Raw genomic sequence first — 17,745 nt, 5'->3', positions numbered from 1 at the left:
TGCCCACCCGTGCCCAAAGTCAGTCAGGACCATCTGGCGGCCCGCCGCCGCCAGATCCTGGACGGTGCGCGTCGCTGCTTCGCGGAGTACGGCTACGACAAAGCCACCGTCCGCCGGCTGGAACAGGCGATCGGGATGTCGCGCGGCGCGATCTTCCACCACTTCCGGGACAAGGACGCGCTGTTTTTCGCGCTGGCGCACGAGGACGCCGAACGGATGGCCGACGTGGCCTCCCGCTCCGGACTCGTTCAGGTGATGCGCGACATGCTCGCTGCGCCCGAGCAATTCGACTGGCTGGCCACCCGGTTGGAGATCGCACGCAAACTGCGCAACGACCCCGCGTTCAGCCGCGGGTGGGCGGAGCGGTCCGCGGAACTGGCAACGGCGACGACCGACCGCCTGCGCCGCCAGAAGGAAGCGCATCGGGTGCGCGACGACGTCCCCGCTGACGTGCTGCAGTGCTATCTCGAACTCGTCCTGGACGGCCTGGTGGCCCGGCTGGCGTCCGGGGAAGATCCGCGGCGGCTGTCCGCGGTGCTGGACCTGGTGGAGAAGTCGATGCGCCGCAACGGTTCCGGGATCGCGACCTAGAAACTCAGCGGGCGCTCGCCGTCGCCTGCGGCGACGTGCCCGAGCTACGCCGAGCTAAGCCAGCTCGATGAGATCGCGGTATTCGGCGGACCAATAGTCCTCGGTCCCGTCGGGCAACAGCAACACCCGCTGCGGATCGAGCGCCTCGGCGGCACCGGGGTCGTGCGTCACCAGCACCACGGCACCGGCGTAGCTGCGCAGCGCGTCGAGCACCTGCTCACGCGACGCGGGATCGAGGTTGTTGGTCGGTTCGTCCAGCAGCAACACGTTGGCCGTGGACGCCACCAGACCGGCCAGCGCCAGCCGGGTCTTCTCACCGCCGGACAGCGTGCCCGCCGGCTGGTCGAGCTGCGGGCCGCTGAACATGAACGCCCCGAGCAGGCCCCGCAGGTCCTGTTCGCCGGATTCGGGTGCGGCGTGCCGAATGTTCTCCCACACGGTCGCGTCGTCGTCGAGGGTGTCGTGCTCCTGCGCGAAATAGCCGATCCGCAAGCCGTGCCCGGGCTCAAGACCTCCGGTGTCGGGAGTTTCCACTCCGGCCAGCAGTCGCAACAGTGTCGTCTTTCCGGCGCCGTTGAGCCCCAGCACCACCACCCGCGAGCCGCGGTCGATGGCCAGATCCAGCCCGGTGAACACCTCCAGCGAGCCGTAGGTCTTGCTCAACTCCTTGACCACCAGCGGTGTTCGCCCGCACGGGGCCGGCGTCGGGAACTTGATGCGGGCCACCTTGTCGGCGACACGTTCGTCGTCGAGGGCGGCCATCATCCGGTCGGCGCGGCGCAACATGTTCTGAGCCGCAGCGGCTTTGGTCGCCTTGGCGCCCAGCTTGGCCGCCTGCTCGCGCAGCGCGGTGGACTTGCGTTCGGCGTTGGCGCGTTCGCGGCGGCGACGCTGCTCGTCGGTGGCCCGGGCGTCGAGATACTTCTTCCAGCCCATGTTGTAGATGTCGACCTCGCCGCGCACCGCGTCCAGAAACCACACCCGGTTGACGATGTCGTCGAGCAATTCGACGTTGTGGCTGATGACGACCAGGCCCCCGGTGTACGCCCGCAGGAAATCGCGCAGCCAGCCGAGCGAATCCGCGTCGAGGTGGTTGGTCGGCTCGTCGAGCAGCAGCGTGGTGTCCGAACCAGAACCGTTGTCGGATGCCGCGAACAGGATGCGCGCCAACTCCACCCGGCGGCGCTGCCCACCGGACAGGGTGCGCAGTTTCTGCGTCAGCACCCGGTCGGGCAGCCCCAGACTCGCGCAGATGCGGCCGGCCTCGCTTTCGGCGCCGTAGCCCCCCAGCGCGACGAACCGCTCCTCCAACTGCCCGTAACGGCGGATCGCGCGGTCACGCGCCTCGTCGTCGGCGACCTCGGCCATCAGCACCTGCTGCTTCTCGAGGTCGCTGAGCAGCACGTCGAGCCCGCGGGCCGACAGCACCCGGTCGCGCGCCAGCACCTCCAGATCTCCCTGCTTGGGGTCCTGCGGCAGATAACCGATTTCGCCGGTGACGGTGACCGCGCCCGCGTAGGGCTGCCCCTCCCCCGCCAGGATCCGCAGGGTGGTGGTCTTGCCCGCGCCATTGCGCCCGACCAGCCCGATGCGGTCACCGGGCTGCACGCGCAGGCTCGGCCCGTCGGGCGACAGCAGGATGCGCGCGCCAGCGCGGACCTCGAGGTCCGTGGCCGTGATCACGATCGCGCCCCTTGCCTATTTGTCTTTGTCGTCGGTGAAAACCGCCGGCCGGCGCTCTTTGCGCGCGGCGACGGCTTCTTCGAAGTTCTCGGTGAGCAGGCGGACGAACAGCTGTCCCAAACCCTCGGCCTGCATGTGCCCCTCCAGGCTACCGGCGTCGAGCCCGCTCCACAGTGTGCGCTTGGTCAACTCGGTCCCTGGCCGGGAAAACGCCGCGATCCGCGCGGCGATCGCATAGCAGGTGTCCAGCAGCTGGTCCTGGGGCACCTGACACGAGACCAGCCCGATCCGTTCGGCCTCCTCGGCGGTGACGTCACGACCGGTCAGCATGATCTCGAACGCGCGGGAGGATCCGATCGCCCTGGGCAACAGGTAGCTCAGCCCCAACTCGCTGGCGGTCAGACCGTTGTTGATGCCCGCGGCGCGGAAATACGCACCGGTCGAGGCGACGCGGATGTCGGCGGCCAGGGCCAGGCACAGACCACCGCCGATGGCCGGGCCGTTGACCGCGGCGATCACCGGTTGGTGCAGCCGGCGCAGCGCCAGGATGACCTCGTCGAGGACCTCCATGGAGCGCAGCGCGTAGGTCGGGCGGGTCAACCCGTCGACGTGGGGAACCGTGCCCGCGGATTTGTGGTCGGCGCCCGAGGAGAATCCCCGGCCTGCCCCGGTGAGCACCACCACGCGTACGGAATTGTCGTATCTGACCTGCTCGAGGGCCTCTTTGAGGGGCATCATGAGGTCGAACGCCATGGAGTTCATCCGCTCGGGCCGATTGAGGGTGATCAGTGCCACACCCGGTCGCGGTTGCTCCACCAGAACCAAACTCACCCGTGAACGGTAGCGCGCATCCCGGCGCGCGGCCGCCACGCGGCGCGCCGGCGCCTCAGGTCTGGTCGGCTTGATCCGCTCGAGCGGCCTCGACGTCGAAGGCCTTGACCTGCTGCACCAGATCCTCCAGGGCCGCCGGCGGCAGGGCTCCGGGCTGGTTGAACAGCAGCATGCCCTTCTTGAACGCCATCAGGGTGGGAATGGAGCGGATCTGGGCGGCCGCGGCGAGCTCCTGCTGGGCCTCGGTGTCGACCTTGGCGTGCACGATGTCGGGGTGTTTCTCCGACGACGCCTCGAATGTCGGCCCGAACTGCCGACACGGTCCGCACCACGAGGCCCAGAAGTCCACGAGCACGATGTCGTTGCCCTCGATCGTTTCGTTGAATTTCTCGTTAGTGAGTTCCATCGTTGTCACACTCGGCCCAACGCGGCCGGCGGAAGTTGTGTTCCCGCGGTGGCAACCCGCTTTCGGACGTGGTCTCGCCGGCCTGGATGCCCCCGGAGCACGCCGGCGCCGCGCGCGCCGCCCTCGACCGGGCGCGGCGGTACTGACACGGCGTTCTCTCGGGGCAGGATCGCGACCGCTGAGTTGTTGGCCAAGAACATGCTGCCCAGGCTGGGTTCCCTGGGCACCGTCATCGAATCCCTCGACGCCGACCAGATGCGGTTCCTCGGGGCAGCCTTCTGCGCTTGTTGCGCACAGGCTACTTTCAGCTTGAACAGGTAAACCCCTGACGTTGGTGACATAACCACGATTGGAGAAACGTTGATGTCTGTCAGCCCACAGTCGCCTCGACTGATCCGGTTCGCCGTCCTTGCAGTCACCGGAGCCGCCGCACTCTCCATCGCCGCCTGCACCTCGTCGGACAAGTCGAGCCCGACATCCACCCCGACGTCCACGTCCACGTCCACGTCCACGTCCACCTCGACGTCCGCCGAGACCTCCACGACCACTGAGGCGCCCGCCGAAGGTCAGGCGAAGGTCAGCGGCCTGGTCGCATCGGTGGCGGGCAATGCGATCCAGGTCACCCAGAAGGACGACTCCAACGCCACCGTGGACTACACGCCGACGACCAAGATCACCGAGACCACCTCGGCGGCCCTCACCGACGTCACCACGGGCAGCTGTGTCAGCGTGTGGCCCGCCAAGGCCGAAGCCGAGGCCGAGGCCGGACAGCCGGTCAAGGCGGCGTCGGTGCGGGTCAAGCCTGCCGTCGACGGCAAGTGCCCGCCGGGACCGAAGCCTGCAGCCGCCTCCAGCAGCCCGGCGCCTTCGGGTTCGGCTGCGCCGGCACCCGCCGAACCGGTGCGGATCCGCGGCACGGTGGCCTCCGTGGCGAACAACACCATCAACGTCACGACCAACGACGCCGCCGGCAATCCGCTGCAGACGGCGGTGACGGTCGATGACAAGACCACCTACACCAAGCAGGCGGAGGTCACCCTCGACGCGATCACAGCGGGCAAGTGCATCAAGGCGCGTGGCACCAAGGACAGCGCGGGCAAACTTCAGGCGACGAGCATCAAGCTGCGCGAAGCCGTCGACGGCAAGTGCGACATGCCCGCGCAGCCCGGCCACGGCGGATAGCCGCGACACGCTCGCCTCATCCACCTGAGATTCGTTGCGCCCGGTGGGGCCGGCAGAGTGTGGACCGCCGCACCGCACGCTCATGACCGCGGCAAGGTGCGGTGCAGCGGATCTGTCGTCATGCTCACCTTCCGGCGTTGCGCCGGCGGCACACTGGCGACCACGTCGGGATCATCGGCGCCGGCGCGCACGGTGGAGCACGGGGTGCGCAGTTCTTCTTTAGCGATCCACGCCGACAGGATCTGGCCGCTGGGGTCTTCGTCGATGATCGTGTTTTACATGGTGGCGAAACTCTTGTCCGACAATCGTTCTCGGGAACGCAGTAGTCGGCGCCGGTTGGCCAATTCGGGGTCGTATGTGCGGTCGCGGCGATCCCGAAGGCCCCAGGTGACCCGGCGGCGCACCTCGGTGACCGCGTCGTTGGCCAATGTCACCAAATGGAAATGGTCAACCACCAGTGTCGCATTCGGCAACAACCCCGGTGTGCGGACCGCCGCCGTGTACACCGCGGCCGCGTCGATCGCCGCATACTGCACACCGGCGCGGAACTCCTCGCTGCGTTCGCGCAGCCAGTCGATCACCGCAGCGCCGGTGCGGCCCTCGCGTCGCCCCAACAGGCCCTGATCGCCGGCCAGGCCGACGAACCCGGTGTCCCACGGGTAGACCCGCACCCAGCGGCCCGTCCTGGCGCACTGCTGCCAGCGGGGCTTTCCGCGCCGGGTCCCGTCGAAACCGAGCACCGCCGCCGCCGGCTCGGCGGTCACCGCGTGCACCACCCGCGTCCCATCTGCCCACCGCTCGACACGCTCAACCTCGACACCTGGCAGCCCAAACAACAATGTCGTACCGTCGATCACGGCCCTTGGCTTCCTTCCTTCGCCTGAAATCCGCAAACTTCAGACTTCGGAAGACCAAGGGCCTCCCCACGCAGCGGCACGATCTATGTGGGCGCGATCACAACTGCCCGGTTAAAATTCAAGAGCCCTCAACGCGCCGCTAAAGGATGTGCATTGCCTCTCCGGCGCATTCGCGATCGAAGGCGCCGAACCCGGCGACCTACTCATCGTCGACATCCTGGACGTCGGACCTATCCTGCAGAAGGATTCGGGCCCGCTCGCCGGCCAGGGCTGGGGCTACACCGGAATCTTTTCCACACTCAACGGCGGCGGATTTCTCACCGACCGCTTTCCCGATGCCTACAAGGCGATCTGGGATTTCGCCGGGCAAAGCGCGACGTCGCGACACATTCCCGGCGTCAAGTACACGGGTACCGTGCATCCGGGCCTGATCGGTACGGCTCCGTCTGTAGAACTCCTGGCGACATGGAACAGACGCGAGGGCGCGCTCATCGCCACCGATCCGCAGCGGGTGCCACCGCTCGTGCTGGCACCGCTCCCCCGCGCGAGAACGGCGGAAATCAGGATATCAAGAACCTCGCCAAAGGCAGTCGGGTTGCGGAGCGATCGAGATGGGTGGGTTCATCGACTGACGCGTCGACGTGATCAAAGGCGGCATGGAGATTTACGGCGTGCGCGAACGCGCGATCTTCATGCCCGGCAACACCGCACCCCAGCATTCGGAGTGGATCGCCTTCTCGGGCACGTCGGTGACACTGGATGGCGAACAAAGATATCTGGACTCCGATCTTGCGTATCAGCGCGCATGCCTGCATGCCATCGACTATCTGACGAAATTCGGTTACAGCCGGCCCCCATCGAGGGACGCCTGTCGGGCGTGGTGGACATCCCGAATTCATGCGCCACCGTGTACATTCCGGCGGCGATCTTCGACTTCCCGGTAGTCCCGTCGGCATCCGGCCCGCATCGAATCGACTCCGGTATCGGCGCGCCACACGCCAGCTCCTGACCGCCGCCAGGGCGGCTACCACGCTTCAGACGGCGCTTCAGACGGCGCTTCAGACAGTGAAGCCCAGGGCGCGTAGTTGCTCCCGGCCGTCGTCGGTGATCTTGTCCGGACCCCAGGGCGGATTCCAGACCCAGTTGATCCGCAGCTCGTTGACCAGGCCGCTGCCGACCAGCGCCATGCGGGACTGGTCCTCGATGACGTCGGTCAGCGGGCAGGCCGCCGACGTCAACGTCATGTCGATGACGGCGACGGTTCCCTCGCCGCCCTCATCGACGACGTTGAGGCCGTAAACCAGCCCCAGATCCACGACGTTGATGCCCAGCTCCGGGTCGACGACATCACGCATCGCCTCCTCGACGTCGGCGAGCAGTGCGTCATCCGGTGCGGTCGTCTCACTCATCTGCAACCTCCTGAAAAAGCTTCGCTGGCCCGGGCCAGCGCGTCCTTACAGGCCATCCATCCCAGCAGTGCGCACTTCACCCGGGCCGGGTACTTGGCGACGCCGGCGAAGGCGATCCCGTCACCGAGGACGTCCTCGTCACCCTCGACGGCGCCGCGGGAGGACACCATCTCGGTGAACGCGGCGATGGTCGCGAGCGCCTGCGGCACGCTCTGCCCGATCACCTGCTCGGTGAGCACCGATGTGGCCGCCTGGCTGATCGAACACCCCTGCCCGTCGTAGGAGACGTCGGAGACGCGCTCGCCGTCGTCGGACAGGGCCACCCGCAGGGTCACCTCGTCACCGCAGGTCGGGTTGACGTGGAAGACCTCCGCGCCGAACGGCTCCCGCAACCCCCGGTGCTGCGGATGCTTGTAGTGATCGAGGATCACTTCCTGGTACATCTGCTCCAAGCGCACCGTCAGTCTCTCCCGAAGAACTCGAGCGCCCGGCGCACGCCGGCCACCAAACGGTCGACCTCCTCGGCGGTGTTGTACACCGCGAACGACGCGCGCGCGGTGGCCGCCACCCCGAAGCGGCGGTGCAGCGGCATCGCGCAGTGGTGTCCGACGCGCACCGCGATACCGTCGTCGTCGAGCACCTGCCCGACGTCGTGCGCATGCACCCCGTCCACGACGAACGACACCGGCGAGCCACGGTCCGCCAGGGAGGTGGGCCCGACGATGCGGACACCGTCGATGCCCGACAGGCCCTCGATGGCGGCGGCGACCAGCTCGCGTTCGTGGGCTTCGACGGCGTCCATACCGATGGCGCCCAGATAGCGCGCGGCCGCGCCCAGCCCGACGACCTGGGAGGTCATCGGGGTGCCCGCCTCGAATCGCTGCGGCGCGGGCGCGTAGGTGGAGCGTTCCATCGTCACGCTCTCGATCATCGAGCCGCCGGTGAGGAACGGCGGCAGCGTCGCCAACAGCTCGCGGCGCGCGTAGAGCGCGCCGATCCCGGTGGGGCCCAGCATCTTGTGCCCGGAGAACGCCGCGAAGTCGACGTCCAGGGCGTGCAGGTCGACCGGCTGGTGCGGCACCGACTGGCAGGCGTCCAGCACGGTCAGCGCCCCCACCGCCTTCGCCCGCGCGACCAGCTCGGCCACCGGCGCCGCCGCGCCGGTGACGTTGGAATGATGGCTGAAGGCAACGACTTTCACCCGCTCGTCGAGCCGCAACGAGTCCAGGTCGATGCGGCCCTCGTCGGAGACCCCGAACCATCGCAGCGTGGCGCCGGTGCGGCGGGCCAGCTCCTGCCACGGCACCAGGTTGGCGTGATGCTCGAGCTCGGTGGTGACGATGACGTCATTTTCACCCACGGCCTGCTCGAACCGGTTGTCACCCAGCACGTAGGACACCAGGTTGAGCGCCTCGGTGGCGTTGCGGGTGAAGACCAGCTCGTCGGGGTCGGCGCCGACGAACGCCGCGATGTCCGCACGGCCCCGCTCGTAGGCGTCGGTGGCCTCCTCCATCAGCTGGTGCGCGCCGCGATGCACGGCGCCGTTGGAGGTCAGCAGGAACTCCCGCTCGGCGTCGAGCACGGGCAGCGGACGCTGGGAGGTCGCGCCGGAGTCAAGGTAGGCCAATTGATTCCCGCCGCGCATGACGCGCTGCAGGATCGGGAAGTCGGCCCGGATGGCCGTGACGTCCAGTCGGGTCGGGGTCGGCATTCAGGCCCCCGCTGCGGCCGCTTCGGTGAAGCGCACGTAGCCGTTCTGTTCGAGTTCGTCGGCCAGCTCCGGGCCGCCGGATTCGGCGATGCGGCCGCCGACGAAGACGTGGACGAACTGCGGGTGGATGTAGCGCAGGATGCGGGTGTAGTGGGTGATCAGCAGGATGCCTCCCCGCACCGGCTCGCCGCTGCCGTCGTCCCAGCCGGTCTCGGCGTAACGGTTGACCCCTTCGCTGACCACTCGCAGCGCGTCGACGTCCAGCCCGGAGTCGGTTTCGTCGAGGATGGCGATCTTGGGCCTGAGCAGCTCGAGTTGCAGGATCTCGTGGCGCTTCTTCTCACCGCCGGAGAAGCCCTCGTTGACGCTGCGCTCGGCGAACGCGGGGTCGATCTCGAGCGAACCCATCGCCGCCTTGACCTCTTTGACCCAGTGCCGCAACTTGGGAGCCTCGCCGCGCACGGCGGTGGCCGCCGAGCGCAAGAAGTTCGACACCGACACCCCCGGCACCTCGACGGGATACTGCATGGCAAGGAAGATGCCGGCCCGGGCGCGCTCGTCGATGCCCATGGCCAGCACGTCCTCGCCGTCCAGGGTGATCGAGCCCGAGGTCACCCGGTACTTCGGGTGGCCGGCGATCGCGTAGGACAGCGTCGACTTGCCTGAGCCGTTGGGGCCCATCAACGCGTGCGTCTCACCGGATTTCACCGTGAGGTCCACACCGTTGAGGATGGGGATCTCGCGCTGTCCTTCGGCGGCGTCGGGATTGTCGACGCTGACGTGCAGGTCCTTGATTTCCAGTGTCGTCATGAAGCTTTCGTCTTCTCCGTGAATTCGAGTTCGTGTTCGATGGCGGTGGTCAGGCGTTCCCGGATGTCCGGCACGGCGATCTTGGAGATGATCTCGCCGAAGAACCCGCGGATCACCAACCGGCGCGCCTGCTCCTCCGGGATGCCGCGGGAGCGCAGGTAGAACAGCTGCTCGTCGTCGAAACGCCCGGTGGCACTGGCGTGCCCGGCACCGGCGATCTCGCCGGTCTGGATCTCCAGATCGGGCACCGAGTCGGCGCGCGCCCCGTCGGTGAGCACCAGGTTGCGGTTGGCCTCGAAGGTGTCGGTGCCGGTGGCCTCGGCGCGGATCAAGACGTCGCCCACCCAGACGGTGTGCGCGTCGGGCAGCGCGGAGTCCGGATCCCCTTGCAGCGCACCCTTGTACAGCACATTGGACTTGCAGTCCGGCTTGGCGTGGTCGATCAGCAGGCGCGACTCCAGGTGCTGGCCGTCGTCGGCGAAGTACATTCCCAACAGCTCCGCATCACCGCCGGGGCCGGCGAACAGTACGTTGGCCGACGTCCGCACGAGTTCCCCGCCCAGGGTGACCGCGACGTGGCGCAGCACCGCGTCCTTGCCCAACCTCGCGTGGTGGCTGCTGACGTGGACCGCGTCGTCGGCCCAGTCGGCGATCCACACGACGGTGAGCCGGGCCGCGTCACCGATGACGAATTCGATGTTGTCCGCGTAGGTTCCGCTGCCGCGGAGATCGATGACCACCACCGCCTCGCCGAGCTCGTCGACCCGGATCTGCAGGTGCCCGTAGGCGACCGCGCCCTCCCCGGGCCCGGTCACGGTGACGTTGACCGGCTCGGCGATCTGCACGTCCCGCCCGACGGTGACAACCGTCGCCGAATCGAACGACGAAAACGCCTGCGCCGCAACACGATCAGTGGGGACTCCGGCCTGGCCCAGTCGCTGGTCGCCGCGGCGCAGGGTCTCGGTGCGCACACCGGCACGTTCGTCGACGTCGATGCGCGCGCTGCCGGTGGCGGGCGCCGAGCCGTCGTGCAGTCCGCGCAGCCGCCGCAGCGGGGTGAACCGCCAGAGCTCGTCGCGGCCGTGCGGGATCTCGAAGGCGTCGACGTCGAAGGAGGCGAACAGCTCGCCCTTGGTGATCGCGATCGGAGCGGTCATCCGACCGCACCCTCCATCTGCAGTTCGATCAGCCGGTTGAGCTCCAGGGCGTACTCCATCGGGAGTTCCTTGGCGATCGGTTCGACGAAGCCGCGCACCACCATCGCCATCGCCTCGTCCTCGGTCATCCCGCGGCTCATCAAGTAAAACAGCTGGTTGTCGCCGACCTTGGACACGGTGGCCTCATGACCCATCGTGACGTCGTCCTCACGGATGTCGACGTAGGGGTAGGTGTCGCTTCGGCTGATCGTATCGACCAGCAGCGCATCACATTTCACGCTGGACTTGGAGCCGTGCGCCCCCTTGTTGACCTGCACCAGGCCGCGGTAGGAGGCGCGGCCGCCGCCGCGGGCCACCGACTTGGACACGATGTTGCTCGACGTGTTGGGCGCCAGGTGCAGCATCTTGGCGCCGGTGTCCTGGTGCTGACCCTCACCGGCGAACGCCACCGACAGGACCTCGCCCTTGGCGTGCTCGCCGGTCATCCACACCGCCGGGTACTTCATCGTGACCTTGGAGCCGATGTTGCCGTCGACCCACTCCATGGTGGCGCCGGCCTCGGCGCGGGCCCGCTTGGTGACCAGGTTGTAGACGTTGTTCGACCAGTTCTGGATCGTGGTGTACCGGCAGCGGCCACCGGGCTTGACGATGATCTCGACCACCGCGGAGTGCAGCGAGTCCGACTTGTAGATCGGCGCAGTGCAGCCCTCGACGTAGTGCACGTAGGCGCCCTCGTCGACGATGATCAGCGTCCGCTCGAACTGGCCCATGTTCTCGGTGTTGATCCGGAAGTAGGCCTGCAGCGGGATGTCGACGTGCACGCCCGGCGGCACGTAGATGAACGAGCCACCGCTCCACACCGCGGTGTTGAGCGCCGAGAACTTGTTGTCCCCCGCCGGGATCACGGTGCCGAAGTACTGCTGGAAGATCTCGGGGCGCTCCCGCAGGCCCGTGTCGGTGTCCATGAAGATGACGCCCTGGGCCTCGAGGTCCTCGCGGATCTGGTGGTAGACCACCTCGGAGTTGTGCACCACGAGACCTTCGGCCACGAAGTTGTGCGGTCCGTCCACCTCGACGTCGAAGACCGGCTCGACGGTGTGCGGCTCGATCGACTTGACCCGCTCGAACCCGAGCCAGTCGTTGGTGTGCGCCCGGATCGTCGTCCCGTGTGCACCGTTCGAGGAATGCAGGTAGCGGCGACGGCCGAAGCGGTCCGTCCGCTTCGGGTTGCGACAGCCGAGCCGCTCGAAGTCACCGGAAATACCGAGGCGCCAGGCAGTCTGGGTGCGCTCCGGGGCATGCCGATACGGTTGGCTGAACGCCCACGGACCACCCGCGCGCAGACCGGACAATTCGGCCAGTTCGCGCGCTTGTCCGAGCAACGCTTCATTGGCACAAGTCAGCAACACTGAGTCGCCGCTCGCCGGGCCGACGTACCCGTCGGCGTCGACCCAGCCGCCGAGAAAGGCCAGCCGCTGCTCAACCGGCAAGCCATAGACCCAGTCGGGCACCCGCTTGGTCAGCGACACCCCGCCGAACCCTAATGCAACGATCCACTCCGTCAAGGCCTTTGAGTTGACGACGATCCGGTAGTCGTCTGCCTCGATACAACGGAGTCCGAATAGCTCCCCGACGACGCGAGTCACCTCGGCCCGAAATCGGACGTCGGTGGCGGGAACCGCGAACTGCACTCGATAGGTCTTCGGTGAGAGGTGCAGGTTGCCGTCGCCGATGTAAAGACCAAGCAGCCACATCAAGTCGACAGAGCTGACCCGAGGGACATCCAACCCGGCCACGTCAGGAAGTTCCGCGGTGACGCCGAACTCGGGAATACGCCGCGGCACGCCGATGAAGTCGCCCGGCTTGATCTCATCCACCGTCACCCATCGCCGGGCGAAGCGGGCGCGCTGCCGCCCGTCCTTGCGCTCGTCCCGCAATACCAGCATGGGGTGGTTACCGGTCGCGCGGACGCTGCGGCGCGTCGTCTGCACCGTGTAGGTGAGCCGGGTGTCCGTCTGTGCGGCGGCCTTGACCGGGGCCACGACGAATCGTTCGGCGCCCTCGTCGTACGCGAATACGTAATCGCCGAACTCGATCTCCTTGATCGGAATCTGGCCCCGGTTCGCGGTCCACACCAAGGTCTCACCTGCCAGGCATTCGTACTGAGCCGCTACACCGGCAACCAACCGCTGCTTCTCCGCCTCCGGGATGCCCAGCCTGTCGTAGGTGTTGCGGATGTCCTCGGGCAACTCCTCCCAGCTCGCGGCCTGCTTCTCGGTGGAGCGCACGAAGTACTTGATGTTGTCGAAGTCGATGCCCTCCAGGTTCGACCCCCACGACGGCATGGGCTTGCGCTCGAAGATGCGCAGCGCCTTGAGCCGTGTCGCCAGCATCCACTCGGGCTCGCTCTTCTTCGCCGAGATGTCACGCACCACCGCCTCAGACAGCCCGCGCTGCGCGCTCGCGCCGGCGACGTCGGTGTCCGCCCAGCCGTAGCCGTAGCGGCCCAGCGAGGCGATGGTCTCCTCTTGGGTGAGCGGTGCGACGATTTTGTCGGCCTCCAGGGTCATGCGGACGCTCCTTTGATGCTCATAGTGTCGGCGCGGCGCGGGCTGTGCGCCGTGCTCGGTGACTGCGTCAGTGGTACGTGCGTCGTGCAGGCGCAGTCGCCGTTGACGATGGTCGCCAACCGCTGCACGTGGGTCCCGAGCACCTCGGCCATGGCCTGCTGCTCGGCCTCGCACAGCTCCGGAAACTCCTCGGCGACGTGCGAAACCGGGCAGTGGTGCTGGCAGATCTGCACGCCATGAATCGGCCCGCCGACCCGCGTGGTGGTCGCGACGTAGCCGGCCTTGGTGAGCGCGCCGGCGATCCGCTCGGCGGCCGCCTCGATGTCGGTGTCGGCCAGGCTGCCTGCCGCCTCGACACCGGTCAGGATCGCGTCGATGCGGCGCCGCGCGAACACCTGGATCGCCCCTTCGCCGCCGACTTCGCGCAGTTGCCGCATCGCGGCGGCCGCCAGGTCGTCGTAGGCGTGACCGAGCTTGGCCCGCCCCCCCGGGGTCAGCCGGTAGCGCTTGGCGGGACGCCCCCGCCCCGCCTGCTGCCACGCCGCGGCGGCCACGGACTCGGCGTCACCGGCTTCGATCAGCGCGTCGAGATGACGCCGCACCCCGGCCGCCGCCAGGCCCAGCCGGTCGCCGATCTCGGCGACGGTGATCGATCCGGATTCCAGCAGCAGCCGCACGATCGCGCGGCGGGTGTGACCATCCTGGGATGCGGCGTACACCGCCGCATCGCATGCAGCGGTCTCCAGGCCGAGCCGGATTTTCACAACACCAGTGTGACGCAATTCCGGGCGCAGGTCCACCGCGGACTCCGCCTGCGAGAGTTGCGCTGCTCACACCGAGGACATCGACTGCCGCTACGCTGCACTGATGCCAGCCCGCCACCACTCGCTGAGCTCGTCGATCGCCAGTCTGCACGGCGACGAACAGACGGTGGCCCCGCCGCTGACCGACACCGAGCTGACCGCGCTGCGACGCACGCGATTGTTCGGGGGCACCGGCACCGTCCTGATGGCGATCGGCGCCCTGGGCGCCGGCGCGCGGCCCGTCGTCCAGGACCCGACGTTCGGGGTGCGGCTGCTGAACCTGCCGTCCCGGATCCAGACCGTGTCGCTGACGATGACGACGACTGGGGCGGTGATGATGGCACTGGCCTGGCTGATGCTGGGCCGATTCGCGCTGGGCAGCAGGCGGATGTCACGCGGCGACCTGGACCGCACCCTGCTGCTGTGGATCCTGCCGCTGCTGCCCGCGCCTCCGATGTACAGCAAGGACGTCTACTCCTATCTGGCCCAGAGCCAGATCTCCCTGGAAGGGCTCGACCCCTATCGCGTGGGCCCGGCCTCCGGGCTGGGGCTGTCGCACGTGTTCACCCTTTCGGTACCCAGCCTGTGGCGCGAGACGCCGGCACCCTACGGCCCGTTGTTCCTGTGGATCGGGCGGGGGATCTCGTCGCTGACCGGCGAGAACATCGTCGCCGCCGTGCTCTGTCACCGCGTCGTGGTGCTGGTCGGTGTGGGGCTGATCGTGTGGGCGACGCCGCGGCTGGCGCGGCGCTGCGGCGTGGCCGAGGTCAGCGCGTTGTGGCTGGGCGCCGCCAACCCGTTGCTGATCATGCATCTGGTCGCCGGCATCCACAACGAGGCGCTGATGCTCGGGCTGATGCTGACCGGCGCCGAGTTCGCGCTGCGCGGCCTGGACCCGTCCCGCTTCCCGCGCCTGTTGCCCACCAGCTGGCGAAACCCGGGTGAGTGGGAGCCCCTGGGACTGGTGCTGGCCGGGGCCGTCCTGATCACGCTGTCGTCGCAGGTCAAGCTGCCCTCGCTGCTCGCGCTCGGCTTCGTCACCATGGCACTGGTCAACCGCTGCGGCGGCAGCCTGCGCGCGCTGCTCGTCTCCGGCGGCGCGATGGCCGGGTTGTCGCTGACGGTGATGGCCGTCGTCGGCTGGGCCAGCGGGCTGGGATTCGGCTGGATCTACACGCTGGGCACCGCCAACGTGGTGCGCAGCTGGATGTCGCCGCCGACGCTGCTGGCCCTGGGCACCGGCCAGGTGGGCATCCTGCTCGGGGTGGGCGACCACACCACCGCGGTGCTGGCGCTCACCCGCGTCATCGGTGTGCTGATCATCACGGTGATGGTGGGCTGGTTGCTGGTGTCGGTCCTGCGGGGCCGGCTGCACCCGATCGGCGGCCTGGGCGTCGCGCTGGGCGTGACGGTGCTGCTGTTCCCCGTCGTGCAGCCCTGGTATCTGCTGTGGGCCATCATCCCCCTGGCCGCCTGGGCGACCCGCGCCGGTTTCCGGATGGCCGTCATCGCCATCACCCTGGTGGTGGGCATCTTCGGGCCGACGGCCAACGGCGACCGCTTCGCGCTGTTCCAGATCGTCGACGCCACCCTGGCCAGCGCCGTCATCGTCGTGGTGCTCATCGCGCTGACCTACACCCGGTTGCCGTGGCGGGGCCCCCGACCCGATTCCCCGGAACCGGCCGGTCCGGCGCCGGACGCGGCGGACCCCGAGTCTGCCGAGACCCCGCGGCAGGCCGCGGCGCCGGACGCCTACGCTGATTCCACGTGAGCCCGCCCGCCCCACTCCCCGACGCGGTGGTACGGCTGCGTGGAGTGAGCAAGCGGTACGGTTCCGGCGCGGCCGCAGTGGAGGCCGTCGCCAACCTCGATCTGCACGTGCACGCCGCCGAGGTGTTCGCGTTGCTGGGCCCCAACGGCGCCGGGAAGACGACGACGGTCGAGATGTGCGAGGGCTTCGTACGCCCCGACTCCGGCTCGATCGAGGTGCTGGGGATGGACCCGGTCACCGACAACGCGCTCCTGCGCGCGCGCATCGGGGTGATGCTCCAAGGCGGCGGCGGCTACCCCGCGGCCCGCGCCGGGGAGATGCTCAATCTGGTGGCCTCCTACGCCGCCGACCCCCTGGACCCGGCGTGGCTGCTGGACACCCTGGGCCTGACCGAGGCCGCGCGCACCACTTACCGGCGGCTCTCCGGCGGCCAGCAGCAGCGGCTCGCGCTGGCGTGCGCCCTGGTGGGCCGCCCGGAACTGGTCTTCCTCGACGAACCCACCGCCGGCCTCGACGCGCACGCGCGACTGCTGGTGTGGGAGCTGATCGACGCGCTGCGCCGCGACGGCGTGACGGTGGTGCTGACCACACACCAACTCAAGGAAGCCGAGGAACTCGCCGATCGGCTGGTCATCATCGACCACGGGGAGACGGTGGCCGCCGGCACCCCGGCGGAGCTGATGCGCACCGGCGCCCAGGGCCAGCTGCGGTTCACCGCGCCGCCGCGGCTCGACCTGTCGTTGCTGACCTCCGCCCTGCCGGAGGACTACCGGGTCGGCGAGGCGATGCCGGGCGAGTACCTGGTCGAGGGCCGCGTCGACCCGCAGGTGCTGGCGACCGTCACGGCGTGGTGCGCGCAGATCGACGTGCTCGCCACCGACATGCGGGTCGAGCAACGCAGCCTCGAGGACGTGTTCTTGGATCTCACCGGCAGGGACCTGCGCCCATGAGCGAATCCGCTTTCCCCGCAGGCACTTTCACTCCCGACCCGCGGCCCAACAGCGTGCCCCGGATGCTGGGCGCGCAGTTCGGCCTGGAGCTGAAGCTGCTGCTGCGCAACGGCGAGCAACTGCTGCTGACCATGTTCATCCCGATCACGCTGCTGGTGGGGCTCACGCTGCTGCCGCTGGGTTCCTTCGGCGCCAACCGGGCCGCGACGTTCGTCCCGGTCATCATGGCGCTCGCGGTGATCTCGACCGCGTTCACCGGCCAGGCGATCGCGGTCGCGTTCGACCGTCGCTACGGTGCGCTCAAACGGCTGGGGGCCACCCCGCTGCCGGTGTGGGGAATCGTCGCCGGCAAGTCGCTGGCCGTGGTCGCGGTGGTCTTCCTGCAGTCGCTCATCCTGGGCTCCATCGGGATTGCGCTGGGCTGGCGGCCCGCGTGGGCCGGCCTGGTCCTCGGCGGGCCGATCATCGTGCTGGGCACCGCCGCGTTCGCCGCCCTGGGCCTGTTGCTGGGCGGCACGCTGCGGGCCGAGATCGTCCTCGCGGTCGCCAATCTCCTGTGGTTCGTCTTCGCCGGCCTCGGCGCGCTGACCGTCGAGACGGGGATGATCCCGGCTTCGGTGAAATGGCTGTCCCGGCTGACCCCGTCGGGCGCGCTCACCGAGGCGCTGTCGCAGGCGATGAGCGTGTCGGTGGACTGGTTCGGGGTCACCGTGCTGGCGGCGTGGGGTGCGGTGGCAGCACTGGCGGCGCTGCGCTGGTTCCGGTTCACCTGACACGTGCGCGGCTGTCCGGCTCGCGACACATAAACGTCTGCGAGGACACGCCGGCACCGGTGTGCGTGGTTTATGTCTCGCGGAACTCCCGGGCGTACTACAGGCTGTAGTTTTCGGTGCCTTACGATCGGACACGTGCTGATGCGTCTGGTGGACCTACTCCCGCGTCCGAGCCTGCGCGCTCAGCGCGTCATCGCCGCGCTGGTGGTCCTCACCCAGGGCGGCATCGCCGTCACCGGCG

General features: G+C 68.6%; 18 protein-coding genes and 1 pseudogene. 7 read left to right on the top strand and 12 right to left on the bottom strand.

Translation table 11 applies throughout. From position 1 onward, the window contains the following. The first annotated feature begins 9 nt into the window (after positions 1–9). Entirely contained in the window at positions 10–591 is a 582-nt protein-coding gene (locus tag ACOJVU_RS17365; RefSeq protein ID WP_421530904.1) for a TetR/AcrR family transcriptional regulator, read from the top strand. A gap of 54 nt (positions 592–645) precedes the next feature. Here the strand turns inward: ACOJVU_RS17365 and ACOJVU_RS17360 are convergent, their stop codons facing one another. The 4 genes from ACOJVU_RS17360 to ACOJVU_RS17345 are packed head-to-tail and all read right to left on the bottom strand — an operon-like array spanning position 646 to position 3,744. Continuing rightward, positions 646–2,274 carry an ABC-F family ATP-binding cassette domain-containing protein gene (locus tag ACOJVU_RS17360; RefSeq protein ID WP_421530903.1) on the bottom strand — a complete coding sequence of 543 codons (1,629 nt, stop codon included), beginning with the start codon at positions 2,272–2,274 and terminating at the stop codon, positions 646–648. A gap of 15 nt (positions 2,275–2,289) precedes the next feature. Continuing rightward, positions 2,290–3,144 carry an enoyl-CoA hydratase gene (locus tag ACOJVU_RS17355; protein ID WP_421530902.1) on the bottom strand — a complete coding sequence of 285 codons (855 nt, stop codon included), beginning with the start codon at positions 3,142–3,144 and terminating at the stop codon, positions 2,290–2,292. 16 nt (positions 3,145–3,160) lie between these two features. Further along, positions 3,161–3,520, bottom strand: coding sequence for a thioredoxin (gene trxA, locus ACOJVU_RS17350; RefSeq protein ID WP_421530901.1), 360 nt, complete (start codon positions 3,518–3,520; stop codon positions 3,161–3,163). Then, positions 3,517–3,744: a hypothetical protein gene (locus ACOJVU_RS17345; protein WP_421530900.1), complete on the bottom strand. Its 228-nt coding sequence runs from the start codon at positions 3,742–3,744 to the stop codon at positions 3,517–3,519. The genes trxA and ACOJVU_RS17345 overlap by 4 nt, the downstream gene beginning before the upstream one ends. Positions 3,745–3,874: 130 nt before the next feature. Between ACOJVU_RS17345 and ACOJVU_RS17340 the strand changes: the two genes are divergently transcribed. Further along, positions 3,875–4,693, top strand: coding sequence for a DUF5666 domain-containing protein (locus tag ACOJVU_RS17340; protein WP_421530899.1), 819 nt, complete (start codon positions 3,875–3,877; stop codon positions 4,691–4,693). A 275-nt stretch (positions 4,694–4,968) separates the two neighbouring features. Here ACOJVU_RS17340 and ACOJVU_RS17335 read toward each other — a convergent pair whose 3' ends face one another. After that, positions 4,969–5,550 carry a transposase gene (locus ACOJVU_RS17335; protein WP_421530898.1) on the bottom strand — a complete coding sequence of 194 codons (582 nt, stop codon included), beginning with the start codon at positions 5,548–5,550 and terminating at the stop codon, positions 4,969–4,971. Positions 5,551–5,698: 148 nt separating this feature from the next. Here ACOJVU_RS17335 and ACOJVU_RS17330 point away from each other — a divergent pair, with 148 nt between their 5' ends. Continuing rightward, positions 5,699–6,559 carry an acetamidase/formamidase family protein gene (locus ACOJVU_RS17330; protein WP_421530897.1) on the top strand — a complete coding sequence of 287 codons (861 nt, stop codon included), beginning with the start codon at positions 5,699–5,701 and terminating at the stop codon, positions 6,557–6,559. 49 nt (positions 6,560–6,608) lie between these two features. On the opposite strand, the gene ACOJVU_RS17325 is transcribed toward ACOJVU_RS17330, so the two are convergent. From ACOJVU_RS17325 to ACOJVU_RS17295, 7 genes are read right to left on the bottom strand one after another with little or no spacing between them, the layout of a single operon-like run. Further along, positions 6,609–6,959: a metal-sulfur cluster assembly factor gene (locus tag ACOJVU_RS17325; protein ID WP_421530896.1), complete on the bottom strand. Its 351-nt coding sequence runs from the start codon at positions 6,957–6,959 to the stop codon at positions 6,609–6,611. Beyond that, on the bottom strand, positions 6,956–7,423 hold the full coding sequence (gene sufU / locus ACOJVU_RS17320) for a Fe-S cluster assembly sulfur transfer protein SufU (RefSeq protein WP_421530929.1): 468 nt from the start codon (positions 7,421–7,423) through the stop codon (positions 6,956–6,958). Before sufU ends, ACOJVU_RS17325 begins: the two co-directional genes overlap by 4 nt. After that, positions 7,420–8,670 carry a cysteine desulfurase gene (locus tag ACOJVU_RS17315; RefSeq protein WP_421530895.1) on the bottom strand — a complete coding sequence of 417 codons (1,251 nt, stop codon included), beginning with the start codon at positions 8,668–8,670 and terminating at the stop codon, positions 7,420–7,422. Before ACOJVU_RS17315 ends, sufU begins: the two co-directional genes overlap by 4 nt. After that, positions 8,671–9,480 (bottom strand): Fe-S cluster assembly ATPase SufC, encoded by an 810-nt coding sequence (gene sufC, locus ACOJVU_RS17310; protein ID WP_421530894.1) that lies wholly within the window; start codon positions 9,478–9,480, stop codon positions 8,671–8,673. After that, positions 9,477–10,637: a Fe-S cluster assembly protein SufD gene (gene sufD / locus ACOJVU_RS17305; protein WP_421530893.1), complete on the bottom strand. Its 1,161-nt coding sequence runs from the start codon at positions 10,635–10,637 to the stop codon at positions 9,477–9,479. The genes sufC and sufD overlap by 4 nt, the downstream gene beginning before the upstream one ends. Next, positions 10,634–13,207 (bottom strand): Fe-S cluster assembly protein SufB, encoded by a 2,574-nt coding sequence (gene sufB, locus ACOJVU_RS17300; protein WP_421530892.1) that lies wholly within the window; start codon positions 13,205–13,207, stop codon positions 10,634–10,636. The genes sufD and sufB overlap by 4 nt, the downstream gene beginning before the upstream one ends. Continuing rightward, on the bottom strand, positions 13,204–13,971 hold the full coding sequence (locus ACOJVU_RS17295) for a helix-turn-helix transcriptional regulator (RefSeq protein WP_421530891.1): 768 nt from the start codon (positions 13,969–13,971) through the stop codon (positions 13,204–13,206). Before ACOJVU_RS17295 ends, sufB begins: the two co-directional genes overlap by 4 nt. Before the next feature lie 103 nt (positions 13,972–14,074). On the opposite strand from ACOJVU_RS17295, the gene mptB reads away from it, so the two are divergent. The 4 genes and pseudogenes from mptB to ACOJVU_RS17275 form a co-directional block, all read left to right on the top strand. After that, positions 14,075–15,781 carry a polyprenol phosphomannose-dependent alpha 1,6 mannosyltransferase MptB gene (gene mptB, locus ACOJVU_RS17290; RefSeq protein ID WP_421530890.1) on the top strand — a complete coding sequence of 569 codons (1,707 nt, stop codon included), beginning with the start codon at positions 14,075–14,077 and terminating at the stop codon, positions 15,779–15,781. After that, on the top strand, positions 15,778–16,731 hold the full coding sequence (locus ACOJVU_RS17285) for an ABC transporter ATP-binding protein (RefSeq protein ID WP_421530889.1): 954 nt from the start codon (positions 15,778–15,780) through the stop codon (positions 16,729–16,731). Before mptB ends, ACOJVU_RS17285 begins: the two co-directional genes overlap by 4 nt. Next, positions 16,728–17,504: an ABC transporter permease gene (locus ACOJVU_RS17280; protein WP_421530888.1), complete on the top strand. Its 777-nt coding sequence runs from the start codon at positions 16,728–16,730 to the stop codon at positions 17,502–17,504. Before ACOJVU_RS17285 ends, ACOJVU_RS17280 begins: the two co-directional genes overlap by 4 nt. A gap of 141 nt (positions 17,505–17,645) precedes the next feature. Further along, positions 17,646–17,745, top strand: a pseudogene (locus ACOJVU_RS17275) (heme A synthase); the annotation flags it as partial.

Origin of the sequence: Mycobacterium sp. THU-M104, assembly GCF_049197365.1 — a bacterium.
GTDB lineage: Bacteria > Actinomycetota > Actinomycetes > Mycobacteriales > Mycobacteriaceae > Mycobacterium.
Note: the sequence above shows the minus strand (reverse complement) of the source record. Positions and strands in the feature narration are given on the sequence as shown.